This is a genomic window from Photobacterium angustum (genome assembly GCF_002954615.1).
GTDB lineage: Bacteria > Pseudomonadota > Gammaproteobacteria > Enterobacterales > Vibrionaceae > Photobacterium > Photobacterium angustum_A.
In genome coordinates this window covers 1,811,464-1,829,897 of sequence record NZ_MSCJ01000001.1, presented here as the reverse complement: position 1 = coordinate 1,829,897, position 18,434 = coordinate 1,811,464, and the positions used below count along the sequence as shown (strand labels likewise).

Annotated in this window: 8 protein-coding genes; 2 read left to right on the top strand and 6 right to left on the bottom strand. The window is 41.8% G+C overall.

All coding sequences use genetic code 11. The annotated features are described in order from the left end of the window. The first annotated feature begins 140 nt into the window (after window positions 1–140). Together BTO08_RS07850 and BTO08_RS07845 are read left to right on the top strand one after the other, a co-directional pair. Entirely contained in the window at window positions 141–1,352 is a 1,212-nt protein-coding gene (locus BTO08_RS07850; RefSeq protein ID WP_105060570.1) for an L-lactate MFS transporter, read from the top strand. Window positions 1,353–1,682: 330 nt separating this feature from the next. Further along, a complete protein-coding gene (locus BTO08_RS07845) occupies window positions 1,683–2,126 on the top strand; it encodes an L-alanine exporter AlaE (protein WP_006646970.1) in 444 nt (147 codons plus the stop codon). Between the two features lie 109 nt (window positions 2,127–2,235). On the opposite strand, the gene BTO08_RS07840 is transcribed toward BTO08_RS07845, so the two are convergent. The 6 genes from BTO08_RS07840 to BTO08_RS07815 all read right to left on the bottom strand — a co-directional run bounded on the left by BTO08_RS07840 (window position 2,236) and on the right by BTO08_RS07815 (window position 18,429). After that, window positions 2,236–3,162: a PstS family phosphate ABC transporter substrate-binding protein gene (locus tag BTO08_RS07840; protein ID WP_105060569.1), complete on the bottom strand. Its 927-nt coding sequence runs from the start codon at window positions 3,160–3,162 to the stop codon at window positions 2,236–2,238. Between the two features lie 10 nt (window positions 3,163–3,172). Next, the gene (locus tag BTO08_RS07835; protein WP_105060568.1) at window positions 3,173–3,781 is read right to left on the bottom strand and encodes an OmpA family protein; all 609 of its coding nucleotides are present in this window, start codon (window positions 3,779–3,781) and stop codon (window positions 3,173–3,175) included. Window positions 3,782–3,783: 2 nt separating this feature from the next. Beyond that, window positions 3,784–5,094 (bottom strand): TolC family outer membrane protein, encoded by a 1,311-nt coding sequence (locus tag BTO08_RS07830; RefSeq protein WP_105060567.1) that lies wholly within the window; start codon window positions 5,092–5,094, stop codon window positions 3,784–3,786. Between the two features lie 67 nt (window positions 5,095–5,161). Beyond that, window positions 5,162–6,481, bottom strand: coding sequence for an HlyD family type I secretion periplasmic adaptor subunit (locus BTO08_RS07825; protein WP_105060566.1), 1,320 nt, complete (start codon window positions 6,479–6,481; stop codon window positions 5,162–5,164). Next, window positions 6,471–8,651, bottom strand: coding sequence for a type I secretion system permease/ATPase (locus BTO08_RS07820; protein ID WP_105060565.1), 2,181 nt, complete (start codon window positions 8,649–8,651; stop codon window positions 6,471–6,473). The genes BTO08_RS07825 and BTO08_RS07820 overlap by 11 nt, the downstream gene beginning before the upstream one ends. Before the next feature lie 7 nt (window positions 8,652–8,658). Continuing rightward, window positions 8,659–18,429, bottom strand: a complete 9,771-nt coding sequence (locus BTO08_RS07815; RefSeq protein WP_105060564.1) for a type I secretion C-terminal target domain-containing protein — start codon at window positions 18,427–18,429, stop codon at window positions 8,659–8,661. Between the last annotated feature and the right edge of the window lie 5 nt (window positions 18,430–18,434).

The following is an 18,434-nucleotide window of genomic DNA, read 5'->3' as shown; positions in this document are numbered from 1 at the left end:
TTTATTCCACTGAGCAGGCAGCTCATTTTATAGTTTTTCAATGCTATTGTTATCTTTATAAATAGTCGTATGTTGGGAACAGGAAGCGATAACTGAACAGGTTATTGCCAGCGTTATAAGTCCCCTTGGAGAGTACGACAATGAGCACTCACAGCACGAATAGAACCCGTGTTCTAACCTTAATTGGCACCATCATTACCCAGTTTGCATTGGGTTCGGTTTACACATGGAGTTTGTTCAATGCCCAACTTGCCGACAAGTTATCAGAGCCTGTTAGTCGTGTTGCATTTTCATTTGGTATATTGAGTTTAGCGTTGGCTGTTGCTTCTTCTATGGCTGGTAAAATGCAAGAGCGTTTTGGTGTACGTAAAGTGACCATTGGCGCAGGTGTGCTACTAGGTGCAAGTTTATTGCTAACAGCTCATGCTACTAACCTTATTTTGCTTTATGTGTTTGCGGGTTTCTTAATTGGCTTTGCCGATGGTACGGGCTATTTAATGACCCTATCTAACTGTGTGAAGTGGTTCCCAGAGCGTAAAGGCTTAATTTCAGCGTGTGCTATTGGTGCTTACGGCCTTGGTAGTTTAGGCTTTAAATTCATTAACATGTATTTCCTTCAGCATGGCGGTCTTGAAACGACATTTGATATTTGGGGTGTTGTTGCCATGATCATGGTTATTCTTGGTGGATTGTTAATGACTGATGCACCTAAACAAGAGATCTCAGCGGAGCAAGCAGCAGAGGGCGCTCGTGATTACAGCTTAGCTGAGTCAATGAAACACCCACAATATTGGATGCTTGCTTTGATCTTCTTAACCTTATGTATGAGCGGCTTATATGTTATCGGTGTTGCCAAAGATATTGGTCAATCTTATGTACACTTAACTGCTGGCGTTGCGGCATCTGCAGTAACTATCATTGCCGTAGCCAACATCAGTGGTCGTTTAGTTCTTGGTATTCTGTCAGATAAAATAGCACGTACTAAGGTAATAGCGATTGCGTTGACGATCTGTTTAGTGGGTGTATGTGCATTGTTATTTGCGCATTTGAATATGATGGTATTTTATGCCGCTGTAGCGTGTATCGCGTTTAGTTTTGGTGGCACATTAACCGTGTTCCCATCATTAGTGAGTGACTTCTTTGGTTTGAATAATCTAACTAAAAACTACGGTGTTATTTACCTAGGCTTCGGTGTTGGTAGCTTGATTGGTTCAATTGTCGCATCCGTTTTTGGTGGCTTTATTGCAACTTTCTACTTGATGTTCGCATTATTGATTGTCTCTCTGGTGATTGCATTAACCATTCAGTTACCTAACGGTGAAAGTGATGCACAATTAGTTGTAAATCACTAACGGGATAATTCGCGAAAAGAATATCTATAAATCCGAGCGCTTATAATAAGTTCTCGGATTTTTTATATCTGTATCTAGGGGAGAAAGGGCGCAGCATAATTAATCTCTATATAAATAAATGATTACACTGGCTGGTTTGTATAAAGGCAGTTTAAAACACTATTTTCATATTGAAAGTTAGTTACCAAAATGAAAATAACATTAAAATATGGTGTCTTATTTTAGTTAAACTCTGGTTTAATACGCAAATAAACTGCTTAATAATTTAAAGGCAGTGAAGGTCACTCTATGCAGTGTTTTAATTAGTGTATTGTTTGGTAAGAGATAGCCATGTCTGTGATTAAATTTCCTTTAAAGTATAGAAATGCCGCAGCAGATACTTTTGCGATGGTTGTGTTTAGCTTTGCCGCTGGCATGATGATTGAGATCTTTATTTCAGGTATGTCGTTTGAGCAGTCGTTAGCATCACGAACATTATCTATCCCAGTTAATATTGCGATTGCTTGGCCTTATGGGATGTTTAGAGATTACATGATCCGAACAGGTATGCGCTTTTCAACAAAACGTTGGATGAAAGGCTTCTCTGATATGGTGGCCTATGTGTTATTTCAATCACCGATCTATGCTTGCATATTATTTGTTGTAGGGGCGAACTTTGATCAGATTGTTACTGCGGTAACCAGTAATATCGTGGTTTCTGGTGCGTTGGGCATTGTTTATGGTCAGTTTTTAGAAATGTGTCGCCGCATGTTCCGTGTACCAAATGCTGCATGATCAACAATATTCAATAGAATAAAAAAGGGGCGTAAAGTTTAACTTTACGCCCCTTTTGCTTTGATAGCGATAGATAGCAAATTATGGTTGCTCTAAAGCAATTGTTTAGTTATTTATAACCGCCCTGAATCTCAGGTTGCTGTTGTTTTAATACGACTTTGTTGCGCGTAATTGCCGCTGCAGGTAAATCGATAAAGCCGTTGTCAGTGAGTGTCTGCTGCGCTTCTGGTGTCATTACGTAATTAACAAAAGCCGTTTGCTGCGGCGATAGAGAGTTATTTGTAGGTTCTAAATTCAGATACATGTAATAAACGTTAGCAAGCGGATAGCGGCCTGATAAAATTGTTTCATGATCTAATCCAAACATCTCACCATTTTTATCAATAATATCAATACGTTTAATATCTTTGTCTTGGCTTTGATATACGGTGTAACCAATGGCGTTTTCTTTTGATTCAATAGTATCGATTAAATCTTTACGGCTGTTTAACGATTTAGTTGCCGTTTTTTGGCCATCGTAGCAGGTGATCATCTTGGTGAAATTACGGTGTGCTGATAAATCACCATTAACTGAATAAGCGTGTACTTGTGTCAGTTCAGTATTGTTGGCAAGTACAGGACTTACTGTCTGCCATTGAATTGATTTTAATGATGATTGGCAGCCAAAGATATCAGCCAGCGCATTGATTGAAATAGACTTAATTGGATTATCATCATTAACTAAAATGGCGATGGCATCGGATGTAAAGTACAGTTCGGTTGGTTTATAACCGTATTTATCTTTAAAAACGGCGACTTCGCTATCTAACCAACGACGAGAGCTAATACCAATTTTTACGCCATCTTCAATCATGACTTTTTGAATGTCATTGCTTTGTTCTGTGAGTAAATGATTGTTCAACGTTGCCGTTGAAATTAGCTCGTTGACAACGGTATTGAGTTCATTTTCAACCGCAATGGTTTTACTGCTATCGGCATAAGCAGAAGAAGCAAACAGCGCCAGTGGTAACATGTAAGTTAAAGTTGATTTATTCACGAGTATTCCCTCACTGTGCTGTTGATGCATGTTGCGCTGACTGCTCAGAGCTGTAAATTGTCCATTTTTTTACAGGCTCCATTTGGTTGCTGGTTATAACAGCAATGGTGCGTCGCTCACGTTTCTTTAGGTGCTTGGTTAATTCGGTCACCTGCGTAAACTCTTGCTCTGAGATGCGCTCAGGTGCAATACCATTTTCAATCAATGCATCTTTAATCACACCTGTACGACGTTGCGCTAATGCTTTGTTGTATTCGTTTGTACCTTCAGGGCTAGTATCACCAACAAGGATCACTTTTGCCTGTGGCTTTTGTTTTAATAAATCAAAAAGTTGAGTGTAGGTTTCATTTTGATCTAAGCGAATATGGTCGTCATCAAAGTTAAAGTAAACTGTCTGGATGTCGTATTTGGGCTTCACTTCCCAAGGAGCACAGCCTGTAATATCAACCTGAGTACCAGCAGGCGTATCTGCACACATATCCCGTTGGTTGATCACGCCATCTTTATCATGATCGCGAAGATCATCAATCTGGTGGCGAGTGACTTGGGTATCAGGCATGTTTGCACAGCCAGTTAAAAGCAAAGGCAATAAAATGAGAGAAAGTAGTGATTTTTTCATGATTATTGCTCCTTCGCCTGCCATTGTTCTGGGTATTCAACACGTAACGCATAGGTCAATTTACCCATAGCATTAAGAATGCGATATGCCGCTAGGGTGTGGTCATATTCAGTATTGATGTAGCTCTTGCGGGCAAGGAACACTTCTACTTTTGCATCAAGTACGTCAAGTAAGCTACGACGGCCTAAACGAAATTGTTCTTCATAACCCATTTCTGCGGCTTTTGCTGCATCAACGTTCTGTTTTAACAATTTCTTCTGTTGCTCTAACATGTTGTAGGCATTCCACGCTAGGGTCGTTCCTTCTACGACTTCACGTTCTGCACGCAAACGGATCGTACGCGCTTCTTCATGACGCCATGCAGAGGCTTCTGTATCAGCATTGGTTTTTCCACCGTTATAGATGTCGTAATTCATGGTCAGCATGACACGGGCATCTTGATCCGGACCAAGTGTATTACCCACGTTGTCGTTGGCATTTGCGTGTACTTCTAACTTAAATTCAGGGAAGTAATTGCCTTTTTCACGGCGAATTTCTTCACGTGCCGCTTTAATATCAGCCATGGCTGCTTGAATTTCAGGGTGCTGCTTAATGCCTTGTTTAATAGCAATTTCTTTGCTGCTTGGCAGTAGGGCAGTATCGACCACAGGATCGACTAAACCTGTTGCCGGTTTTCCAACTAAACGCATGAATTGGGCGTCGAGATCATAGAGGTTATTTTCAGCGGCAATGAGTGATGAGCGCGCTGTCGCAACGCGTGCTGCGATTTGGGCTAAGTCAGAATTACTGCTTAAGCCTTTTGAATTTTTGTCCAGAATATCTTGATAGATCGCTTCATGTTCACGGACGTTACGTTGGGTTAATTCATGAATGGTTTTGGCTTTCAGTACTTCCATGTACAAGCGTGTGGTATCTAATGAAATATCCTCTGCATCCGATAACAAGGTTAACCGCTCAGATTCTGCTTCATAGCTCAGGCGATCAGTATTGGCTGAGGTTTTAAAGCCATCAAAGATTAACTGCGAGGCTTTTAAACCAATTTCAGTTCGGTTCATACCACGATCGTCTTTTGGGATTTTATTGCCACTGTTGTAACGGGTTTCTTCATAACCCGCAGCAGCGTATAGATTTACCTGTGGCAAGTAATCAGCCTGTGCGCCATCGACTTCACGAAGTACTGATTGAAAACGGGCATATTGCCCCGCAATTTGTGGGCTGTAATCAATGGCTGAGGCAACAGACTCTTCTAAAGAGAGCGCGTGCGCAGCACTTGATGAAAATAGCGCAGCTGCTATTAATGATGATAAACGCATTCCTTTTCCTTTATCTCTTATTCTGTATGCCGTCTTGTGTAAAACGGCATGACTAATTAGCTAAATGTTATGGCTCTCTTAATGCACTTGCTTTGGCGCGTAATAACGGCTTTAACCAGTAGCTCAAAACGGTTTTTTCTCCCGTTAAGATATCCACCATGGCTTGCATGCCGGGAATGACTTGCAAACGTGTCTCGGGATCATCATGGAGCTGAATATGGGCGCGGTAATAGGCGGTACCGTCTTCTGTTTGTAGGGCATCAGCACTGACATATGTCACTGTGCCTTTGCGTCCACCGTAAACCACAAAATCGTAAGCAGTAAATTTAATGGTGGCTTCTAATCCTGTTTGTACAAAAGCAATATCTTGCGGCGAAATTCGCGCTTCAACGATTAACTTGCTGTCATTGGGCACTAACTCCATGATAGGTTCACCGGGTTTTACAACACCGCCTAATGAGCGCACTAAAATATCTTTAATAGTGCCATCCATTGGGGCGGTGATTTCGGTTCGTTTTAACTGATCGGCTAACCCTTCTTGACTATCTTCTAATTGGGCAAACTGATTGGTCAATTCATTGAGTTGTGCTTGGACTGAGGTTCTAAATTCCAACGCAAGATTGCGGCGCATCACAATCGCTTCACGTAATGCTGCTGACGTTTTTTGTTGTGCAACTTTTGAACTGGCAATTTCGCCGCGTAATTTGACCTGATCGCGACGTGTTTGGATCAATTCTACTTCCGCAACAGCGCCTCGTTTTACCGCCCCTTCGAGCATTTTGGCTTCTTTATTGACTAAACGAAGACTGCTATAAAGTGTGGATGTATTACTTTTCGCATCACGTAACGCTTCAGTTTGTTGTTCAATCGTAAGCTGTGCTTCTTCAAGTTGTGACTCAATTTGTCCAATACGTTCGTTGTAGTTGGCTTTAGCATTAAGCTGGGCACGCTTACTTAAATCATCAAAAGCGATAGCTTGATGGGAAATCGTGATTTGTTTTTTCCAATCTTTTTCCTTGGTATTGACTTTTACTGTGTCTAATTCGGCTTTCAGGCGTTTGATTTGTGCTTGTAAAGTACGGTAATGCTCATCAGACTCTTGGAAAGCGGTACGGAAACGGGTGTCATCTAAAATAATTAAAGGCTGACCTTTCTTTACCTGTTCGCCTGCTTTAACTAAGACTTGTTCAATAATACCGCCTTCTAAACTCTGAATTTTTTGAATGGCGAGGGTCGGTACAACTTTGCCATCACCTACGACCACTTCTTCCAATTTGGAATAAGCAGACCAAGTGATAATAGAGATAACTAGTAGCGAACAAAGCCAAACGATTTTACGAGAACGATAGGCGTGTTTTTGATTTGCCCATTTTAAATTACTGCTCATTACCGCCTCCTTGAACAATACTGACGGATCGAACACGGCTAACAGGACGTTGTGGTTTTTGTTTAGCAAGAATGGTTTTTGCATCACCATCAGCCACTATTTGCCCACGCTCTAGCACAATAATGCGATCACATTGCGCCAAAATAGACTGGCGGTGAGAGCTAATTACCATGGTGATATCAAGCGGTAATTTATGCAGGGCTTGACGAAAACGCTCTTCTGCTTGTTGATCTAAAGCGCTAGTTGGCTCATCCATCAACAATAGGCTAGGTGAGCGATACAGTGCGCGAGCCAGTGCGACTGCTTGGCGTTGACCGCCTGATAAATTACGGCCATTTTCACCGACTTGGGTTTCTAATCCGTTGGCAAGGCGATCCATAAAGCTATTTAAGCCCGAGGTGGTTATGGCATGACTTAGGCGCTTTTCATCGACTTCATCACAGCCAAATAGAATATTTTCATAAATAGTGCCGTAAATAAGAGCTGGCTGCTGTCCAACCCAACCGATGTTGTTACGAAGGGCGGCGGGTGGCCATAACTGAGCATCAATACCTTCAAAATACAATTGTCCTGAACTTGGACGATATTGATAAGAAAGTAGGGCTAATAGGGTCGATTTACCAGAGCCTGCCGCGCCAATAATACCAACACGCTCACCTTGGCGGATCGCTAATTTTATATTACTGAGGGCATTGAATTGCTGCTCAGGATAGGCAAAGTTCGCATCATCTAACTGAACATTACCGTTAAACTCGCCGCGATCCATGACCTGATGCTCATTACTTTCCTGCGGTAATGCCATCACTTGATCAAGCCCTGTAATAGCAGAGCGGCTTTGCTGATATCGTAGCATTAACATCGATAACTGGTTGATTGAACTCGCGGCACGCCCGCTCAGCATAACAATAGCAATCAAGCCACCCATACTGAGCAAGCCTTCTGAAATACGATAAACACCAATGATAATTAATCCAATGGTTACGATTTGCTGACTACTCATTACCGAATGAGACACCACATTGGTGTACTTTCGTGATTTGATATGCCAATCAGAGAGTGCAGAGACGGTTTGCTCCCAACGGCGTTGGATGATGCCTTCAGCATTGTTTTGTTTGATATCGGACAGATTATATAAACTATCTAATAATTGGGTTTGTTTCTGGGTCGATAAGCGAGCTGACTCATCCAATGTTTGACCAATTTTTCCTTTCATAATGGTGCTTAGGAGCAATAGCACCACCATAACAGCGATAGGAACAAACATCATAGGTCCGCCAAGCCAACCAATTAATGCAAGGAAGAACAAGGTGAAAGGTAAATCCACCAAGGTAACTAAAGTGACTGACGTGAAAAACTCTCGCACACTGTCAAAGTCTTGAATTTGACGCGCAAATGCAGCGGCTGATTGGGGGCGATGTTCAAGTTTCATCCCCAATACTTTTTGCATTAAAATTGCCGATAGTTTGGTATCAATATGATGCCCAGCCATATCGGTGATAGCGCTTCGTGCTTCGCGTAATAACCAATCAAATATCAACGCAATTGATACCCCAGCCGCCAACACCCATAAGGTATTAAAGGCTTGGTTGGGTACCACGCGATCGTATACGTTCATAGTAAATAACGGCACGACAAGAGCGAGTAGGTTGATAAAAATAGAGGCAATAAGCAGATCACGATACCAAGGTTTTACCTCTGAAATCGCTGCACGTAACCAATGTTTTTTCGGCTTAGGTTTAATATCATCCACGCGGGGGTCAGCAACTTGGATCGGCGAAACCTGCCAAACATCTCCGTTGAGCAGATGTGTTAGCTCATCGCTTGATTGCTGAGATACAACGGGAGTTGGGGTATGATCATCATTAGTTTTAAACTGGACGATTTTAAATACACCATCAACGTGCTCACTAATAATGATTGGCTCGCCAGCATCAGTTATCCCTACGGCTGGTAAGCTTGCTGTGATTAGCTTTTTTTTCGGGTGTAAGCCAACGTCCAACTGAGCTTGGTTGGCTGCACGTTCAAACAGAGAATCGTCAAGTTTACCCTCTATTAAGGGTAAACCAGAGGTGACTTTTAGACGATGACAGCGAATGCTGTAATGCTGGCATAGCCACAATATAGCAGCTAGCCAGAGGTCATTATCTAACGGCGGATTTTTACTACTCATACCATCCCTAGCCAGTAATTAGATTATTATCATCTATCATTTTTTGTAGAATCTCTGCTTCCGTTGCAGAGCTCGTATCTGCGCCATAAAGCGCATCTTTACTCACATTGTCTAACGTTATCTCTTGTGTAACATCTGTGCCATTGTCTTTAACATGTAATGTGACGGAACCGTTATTTTCAGTAATATCAATATAGTTATCGGCTGAAATACCACCAGTAACATTTGATAAAATAGCGCTTAAGTCGATGTTGTCGCTATTAATTGTGGTATCAAAATCTAAAATAGTATCTTGTGCTGGTGCAGAGATTGAACCAAGATCATCAGATTTAAAGACGAAACTGTCATTACCACTATCACCTGACATTATGTCGTTGCCTTTACCGCCGATGATTAAATCGTCATTGGCTGTACCTACTAGGGTATTATCACCAGCCTCTGCGACTTTGAAATCGATGGTTTGCGCTGTGCCCGTTGCAGTTTGGTTGCCGATACTGGCACTTGGCTCAATAGATAAAGTGAAATCTTGTGCGCTGTTGCCTGTTATGGTGAGGTTGGCAATATCAGCGAGATCGACTTCCCAACCACCATCTTTTGCTTTACCAGCAGAGAAAGTGTAATCACTTGGGAAGCCTGTGATCATAATGCTACCTTTTTCATTAGGTGCTGGATTTTGCATCATGAGATCAAGATTTAAGGCGATCGTTGAATCTGTTTCAGCAATAATACTGTTGTATTGCGCCGTTAATTCAGGCTCATCAGGTAGCGCATCAATGGTTAATTTGATCTCTTCGGTAGCGATAACACCTTCATGAGTGTACTCAGTGCCTAATACGATATTTGTATCAACAGTATTGGCAGCTAATGTGATCTTCATATCGCCATAAGCATCACCTGGATAAAGTGTGAATTCATCCAGTGTATTGGCATTAATGACGACGGTAGCAAACCAATTATTTCCTTTTTGCCCAAAGGTAACTTCTTGACCGCCAATAACGATTTTATCTAACCCTTGTAACTGAGCAGGATCATTCGCACTGATCGTTACTGTGAGTCGTAATGCTTCATCACTGTTTGTTTCATAGCTTTCTAGATTCACTGGAATAGTGAAACTATCACCTTCAGTTCCAGCAAGACTTTCTGGTACATCAAAGAACTGAACATCATCGCCAATAGGTTTAACGCCTACGACTAAATCAGTGGTCGAGGTTTTAATATCGTTGGTACCAATTTCGTTGGTGATGGCTTCTAGTTTGAGCTTCATATCACCACTAAAATCTAGCGGTGGACGTATATAAACCCCGTCCATTTGGCTGGCACTGATAGTCCATGATTGACCGCTGTTAGGTAACTGGACGAATGTATTTCCGCCATCAGGTGAATAGAACAGCACAGCACCTTCAGGTAGTCCTGAAATACTCAGTGATAGTGTTTCTGAACCATCATCATCAAATAAAATTGCGTCTAGGCCTGTGATATTAATGTAGCTATCTTCGTCACCTAGAACTTCGATTTTATCGGGCATTTCAGCAAAATCAGTTACTGGTGCAACATTGATTACCACTGATGCCGTTTTGGTTTGGGTATCGGTTTGGGTTGGGCAATCAGCTTCATCAGTGATGTTGGCTGTAACATTAATGGTCAACTCCCCGCTGAAGTTAAGTGGTGGTGTTAGGGTTAATTCACCTAAACGCGTTGGGTCTTTAATCGTCCATGTGTTATCGCCGTTGTCTTGTAAAATGGCGGGATCGCCGTTGAGTTTTGCCCCGGCAGGTAAAGAAATTTTCAACCAGTTAATGGTTTCTTTACCTGTGGCTGATTCGCCTTCGCCGCTGATGGTTTGTCCCGCGAAAATATTATCGCCTAAGATTAATTCTAAGTTGATAGCAGATTCGGTGTCTTCCTGAATCGTGGTTTGTCCTGCATTAACAATGATGTCATCGACAACAGGGATAACTTCAATCTTGATATTCTGCGTTGTTTTGGACGACTGGCCGTTACAGGTGGACGTTTGAGTGATCTCAATCGGAATATTAATACAGCCAGCCCAATCTTCATCGAGTCCAACAAAGACCATATTTTCTAAGCCGCTTGGTGTAATGGTATAGCCAAGAATTTCACCAACAGCGTTGTATTCAGGAATAACACCATCGCCTTCAATTTCAACACCTGCAGGTAGATCATTGATATCAATAAAAAACGATATTTCTATTTCAGGGTTGTCGTCAATGTTGCCATCCAGCAACCCTGATAAATCAATATCTTCACCTTCTTTGGCAATAATGGCATCGTCACCTTGAATGCTATCTGGATCGTCAATTGGAAGACAAGAACCACCGCCGCTGTGACCAGTAATTTGGACTTGAAGAGGAGCATCAATATAGCGTGAATGTTCGTCATCAATAACGTGGGCTACAACACGTAAATCTATAATGTCAGTATCAAAGCTAGAGCTAATGGTTGCACCTGCCAAGATATCTTTCATCGATTCTTTTACGGTGTCACTGGTTAATCCCGTTGCGGGAATAATCCAGTTACCACTGCCATCAATGGACGCACCATTTGGGTGTTCAACGATTAAGTTAATACCATTTGGAACGACGATGATGATGTAATCAAGGTACTCTGAGCCATCGAGATCTTCATCAAAAAAGTGAACCGCGTTGGTTAAATCGATAGGGCTTCCATCGGTACTGGTGAGCACTTCTGATGTTGATTCTAAACGGGTATCGCCTTCAACAATACCATTCACATCAAGCTGAATGGTTGCATTAATGTCTTTTGTCGCTGTTTGTCCTGTAGGTGAGGTGTCAGTGACTTCATAGCTAATTGAAATATTGAATAAACCACTTAAATCTTCATCAGCAAGCACGGTAACACGACCGCTGTTAATGAAGTCAGTCCATGATTCGCCACTGGTTTTGTGGGCGGCAAGGTCTAATCCACCAGTAGGAACGTTAACTTCTATTCCATCAATAAAGAGTGTTAAGCCTGAAGGTAATCCAGTGATCTTATAACCGGTTAAACTTTCACTGTGATCGATATCTTTATTAATTACGGGCTCAATTAAGAAGTTTGCTGATTTATCCTCAAGCGTTGTTGTTTCAAGGATAGCGCCATCTTTTTCATCAACGACAGGAAGCACATCAATTTCTACTTGGTAATTGAATTCGCCGCTGTCACCATCAGGCTCAGTTGAAATCACGTTAACATCAAAATTAAGTTGCCCACTGAAGTCTTTCGGTGTTTTTAAGAAGGTGGTTTTAAGCTGATCGTTGCTGATCTGGTAGATCACGCCAGTCGATGCACTTTCGCCCACGATCTCTAGTGTGATCGGATCACCGTTACTATCAACAAACATCACTCCGTCAGGAAGGTTGGTGATCATAATAGTGATCTGTTCCGATTTATCATCATCACTGGTGGTGATCATGAAATCTAAAGGTAATGGACTATCTTCGTTAAAGCCTGCCGTACCTTTGATTGTGCCTTTAAAGCCTGTGGAATTATCTGTGCTATCTGCAACATACTCCCAATGACCATTACCGCCATCTGCAACATCAGGGCGATCAATCACACCTTTTAAATCAATGGTAATGGTTTTGGTGTCACTCACCGCGTTGATATTAACGGGATCAAGTCCATCAATGGAGGTTTCGGTCGATACCGCCGTGACTTCAATGGTCAGCGTTTCTGTCCATGAGCTAATATCTTCTTTTGGATAAAGTAGGGCTTCGCCACTTTCAATATCTTCGGCGCTGACAATATAAACACCTGAGCCTGCTGGTTGCTCAATAGCACCACCACCTTTAATCGACCAGCCTTCTTGGACTTTGATTTGATAGCTTAAACTTTCAGAACCATCGGTATCGGTAAGCTTACCGACTAATACTTGGCTTAAGTTAATCGGTTGATCTTCAATACCTTTAATGTTCTTCACCGATAGGGTAGGTGTATCAGCGTCTGGCTTGATGTTAATGATAACTTGGTGTGGTGTTTCTTCGGTTTGATGCTCATTTTTATCAATGAACTGATTACCTTTTTCGGTCGCTATAGCGGTTACGGTAAATTCAAATTTACCTGCAAGGTTTTTATCTGAAACTATAGTGATTTTATTCAATTGATTTTGATTTAATACATCACCGTCTTTAACGACATTGCCATTAAGTTTTAATGTAATGCCATCTGGAATACCTGAAATTCGATATGTTAATTTTTCTGAACTATCGGTATCGGTAAGATTGGCAGCAAGGTCGAGTTTAATGCTGCCGTTATCATCCTCAACGCCTGTGTATTCAGTTTCAGGGGCGTCCCATACTGGTGCATCAGCATTTGGATATACCTTAATAGGTAACTTCTTCTCTAAGGATGTAATGCCTGAATCTTTTGAAATGGTTGCTGTGACTTCAAGGTTCACCATACCTTGCTGATTAATTGCAACATCAGGGGCTGGTTGATAGGTGAGTTCACCGTTTGGAGAATAGAAGTTACCGTCTTGAATAAAATCGGTAATCGTGATGACACCACCGACTGCCGTGAGTAACGTGCCATTCAAGTAAAGTTGTCCACCTGCCAATGAACTTTCACTAATAGTGATACTGGTAAGGGTTTCATTTTGGTCATTATCACCAGGGAAGACTTTGATTGTTAACGGGGCAGTCAATGTGTCTTCCAAGACTTCCATTAGTTCAACGTTGATATGACCTGGATTATCACCCAATGCCATTGTTGCGGTTCGATCTGCGGTATCGCCGTCACCGTCTTTGACTGTATATGTCAGGTTATCGATAATCTGCCCACTAAATTCAGAAGTAGAGACAGTCGTTATTTCAATTGTACCGTCAGCATTAACAACCATGGTGCCGTATTTTTTCGCCGGCGAAACCGTAGTATTGATTAAATCAATCGGATTACCATCAATAGAGTAAGTTGTACCGTTGTAAATGAAGCTAACAATTTCACCGCCGTCAGCGCCTGTGATCTCATCGGTTAATAGTTGTAATGTTTGGCTCTGTCCTTCAACTAAAACCAATGTGCCGTCAGTACCGCCTTTGGGAACATCATCTAAGATATTCACATCAAAGATAGTGGCAGGCGAGGTGTCACCATCGCTGTCAGTCAGAATGGCACCAAATTCAAGGTTAAGCGTATCTTGTGATGTAGCGTCTGGGTGATCAATAGGGGCAAACAGATCAAATTGCACCGTACCATCAAGATTAACTTTGATTTGGAAGATTTCTTTACCTGCGGCTGTTGCGATATACCAACCATCAGCATTAGGTGCGCCAAGCGTGATGTTCTTGCCTGCGCTGGTGTAGTTTTTACCATTAAAGAGGGCGGTATCTAAGGTAACGGATACCACATCATCACTGCCAGTATTAAAGCTCATTGTTGGTGCATTAGTATTTGATGTATCACTGTCTACACCATCATCAAGTAAATCATTTTCTTGGACATTTAAAGCGCCATTAACGATGATTTCTGGCTTCAAACCATCCCAAATTGTGACTGTTACATTGGAGGTTCCAACACTGCCATCACTATCAATGGCTTGAACCGGAAGGGTGATATCGAGTTTGGTATCTTTGCCATTGAGGTGATCAATAAAGTCATTCAGAACAATAGTAATGGTTGCATCTGCACTGCCACCAGCCGCGATAGTACCAATGTCGGAAAGGTTGATTGAAAAGATCACCGTACCGTTAGCTAAAACCGCATCATAGGTATTGTTGCCATCAAACTGCCACGTCAGTGCTTCACCGTTATGAGTGATCGCATCACCATCACTGGTTTGAACTGCACCTGTTAGAGCCAGTTGTAAATCGACAATCGGATCTTGCCCTGCGGTAACAGAAATTGTTGAGCTTGCTGTTTCTGTCGTGCCTGCTGGTGGCGCATCGGGTGCTACAGCAATTGGGTTTTCGGTAATTTCTAATGTGGTGTTAGTAATGACAGGGTTGTTACCATCAGCAATGGTGACAGTGATATTAGCTTGATTGATATCACCATCGTTATCGCGAATAAAGACTGGAATGGTAATGGTTTCAATGCCACTCGGATCGGTTTGGTCGATAGATTGATATAGGTTGAAGGTGTACTCAACCGTCGAGTTACCTTCTGCATCAGGTTGTTGAGTAATGATGATATCAAAGACTTTATCACCATTAACGGATGCCACAATAGTTTGACCTAATGGATCGGTTGTATAGGTGATAAGCTCACCGCCACTGGTGAGTCCTGATGGTAATAGGGATACATCAAAATACAGCGGGTTATTAGTAAGAGTAGTATCTAAGCCATCACTGCCAACAACAATATCGATAGTGCCTGTTTTGGATATCGGTTGGTTTGAAGAGAGGTTAGCTTCATCAAAGTCGAGTGCTTGGTTGACGATTAATTCAGGATCTGCGCCATCTTCTATATACCAATCAAATTGTCCTGTTGGGGTTTTCGTACCATCAAGATCGGTAGCATCAATCAGTAGTGGTAATTTGATCACATTACTGGCATTGGTGTGATTTAAAGGACGATATTGAACAAAAGTGACAGTACCTGTTACGTCATCGCCATTAGCGACACCTGTTAGGGTCAAAGTAAAGATGGTTTCTCCACCAGATGTCGCTGTAATGGTTTTTCCATCACTACTTAATGTGTATTCAAGTAAATTAACTGAAATACCTGAAGTTAGATTTAAAGCAGTTAAAGTAGCAATGGTTTGGGCGTTAAATGTGATGCTATTAGGATCGGGGTTATCTGATCCCGCTTGAATAATAAAATCACCCGTAAAGGTATCTGTTGGATTAGAAATCAGTCCTTCAACATTGCTTTCATTGTTATTGATGATGGTATTTGCTTCACCATCTTTAATTGTGATGGTGAGATCCGCACTTCCGTTGTCATTATCTTTATCGCCAGCGATATAGTTAACTACGAGGTCAATATCACCCGCACTATGGTCGAGATTGCGGTTGGCGGTGAAAATCCAGTGACCATTTTCTTTTATGGTCAGTTGACCTTCAGGAAGATCAAACGTTACAGAAGGACCTGTTAGATCTTTGGTTTCACCGTTAATCGTGACACGAATAACAGAGAGAGGGGAATCAAGATCACTATCATTGTTGAGTACATTGCCAGAGGTAATATTGCCTTCAATCACATTGCTATAGTCATCAAGAATCGCTGGTTCTGAATCTCGGATATAAATTAACGCGGGTGCAACAACCGTTTCTGTTGTGCCATCGCTATCGGTTTGGACACCATCAATCAATATTGCAGATTGAGTGCTATTGAAACCAAGTTTAGTATCAATAGGTTCAAATAAACTAATTTTAATGTCTTGAGAGGCGGTTTGAATGGTTGCCGTTAAAACGGTGACGCCATTACTTACCGCAGTTAGTGTGAGCCCGTCCGGTGAGATGGTCACTGTAATAGGGTTACCGTTAGAGGTCAGCTTTTCTAGTAATGTTTGATTGGCATTAAAAGTAAACTCAGCAAACTCGATATTGATAGAAGCCGTTGCTGTTGCTGAACCTTGATAATCTAATGTCGTCTCATAAAAAACTGAAGAATCAGGATGTCTTAATGTCGGCATATCATCAGTCGCCGTATTACCTGCCACATCGGTAACAGTTGCTGACATTTCCCATGTTTTTTGTACATTGAGTTGGCTAAGATCGAAATCTTCAATACGCCAATTTCCTGCACTATCTACAGTGGTTGTTAAGATAACGGTTTCAGTGCCATCACTAAACGTGACTTCGATCTTATCACCCGTCTGAGTGCCCGTTGTTGTCCCTTCTAAAAACTCGACATAACCAAGCTTGAGTGCGGTAATATTCAATCCGCCCAAATCGTAGTTGTCAGTGACGATATCAATAGATAGTGCTGAGGTATCTTTAATGATGGTATCGGTGGCGATAGCAGGGTTACCTGCGATATCCTTAGTTTCTGCTGTAATGGTTAGCTCACCATCAGCTAATGTGGCTAAATCTGCATCCTCAATGACCCATGCGCCATTAACAACGGTTGTGGTGAAAGAAATGGTTTTTCCATTTTTGTCGGTGACTGTAACGTCAACCTTCTGGTTATTTTCAACAAAGTCGATATCACCAAACAACTTGGTTTTAGCGGCAATCTCAGCTTCATTTAAATATTCATCACCATTACCTTCAAAGTTAGCGGTAATGTCAGCAAGGGTGTCTTTGATAATAGTATCAGTGGCTGAGATTGGGTTGCCTGCAATATCAATGGTATCAGCGATAACCGTGAGTTCACCTTCGGCTAAATCGGTTAAGTCAGCATCATCAATTGTCCATTGACCACTAATAACAGTGGTGGTGAAGGTTTGTTTTATACCGTTGCTATCTGTGATGGTAATGGTAACGGGTTGTCCATCTTCTACGTTTTCGACATTACCAAATAAATCGGTGACAGGAATTTCAAAACGGTTGAGGTATTCATCGCCTTTACCATTAAAATTAGCGTTAATGTCTGCCAATGTGTCTTTTATGATGGTGTTGGTCGCTGAAGCTGGGTTACCCGCAATATCAACAGTTTCAGCCAAAATAGTGAGTTCACCTTCGGCTAAATTGGTTAAGTCAGCATCATCGATTGTCCATTTGCCATCAATTACGGTGGTTTCAAACGCTTTTTCTAAGCCGTTGCTATCGGTAACTTTAATTGTGACAGTCTGACCATTTTCAACATTAGATACTGAGCCAAAAAGTTCGGTTACAAGGATTTCAACACGGTTAAGGTATTCATCGCCTTTACCGTCAAAATTTGCCGTTATACTTGCTAGGGTATCTTTGATAATAGTGCTGGTGGCAGAGGCTGGATTACCTGCAATATCGACCGTGTCTGCAACTACTGTGAGTTCACCTTCGGCGAGGGAGGACAGATCTGTGTCGTTAATGTTCCAAGTACCATCAGTGTTAGTCGTTTCAAAGGTGATGGTTTTACCTTGGCTATCGGTGACGGTAATCGTAACGGGTTGGTTATTTTCTACAAAGGTGATATCGCCTAATAAATCACTAACAACGATTTCAAATTGGTTGAGATAGTTATCACCCTTGCCATCAAATTTAGCGGTAATTTCAGCTAAGGTGTCTTTGATGGTGTTATCTGTGGCATCAACAAAATTGCCATAGTAGTCAGTGACAGAAGCATAAACATCAAGTGGACCTTCAGCGAGTTCACTTAAGTCTTGATCGTTAATGAACCATTTTTGATCTTTCACAACCGCATTTGTTGTGAACACTTTGCCATTAATATCAGTGATAGTCACAACCACAATACGGCCATTTTCAACATCAATAGCGTCACCAAAGATATCGACCGTAGGCACTTCAAAGCGGTTCTCATAGCCATCACCACCATCAACAATTGTGACTGTTAAAGCGGCAGAATTACGAAGTGATAAAATGGTATCACCAATTTCATCTCGTTCGTTTCTTTCTTCGGAAGTTGTCGGACGGGTAGTAAATCCCGCTTCAGGCAAGGTTTCAGCAAGCGTAGGCTTAATGCGGGTAATAAAAGATATACCATCACTTGAATTGGCAGTAGATTCTGAGGCGTTTTGTGTGTGACGAGGTGCAGTATCAGATTGTGCTAAGTCAACAACATTGTCTTCATTATTTTGAGTTTTTATGATGTCGTTAACTTGTGCCTGCTCTGCTATGAAAGGAACAGAGTCATCGATGATTTCTGATGGAGGAACTTGTATCCATTCACCTTCCGTTGTTATTTTCCAGATAACGCCTTCAACAACTACATACATGATTG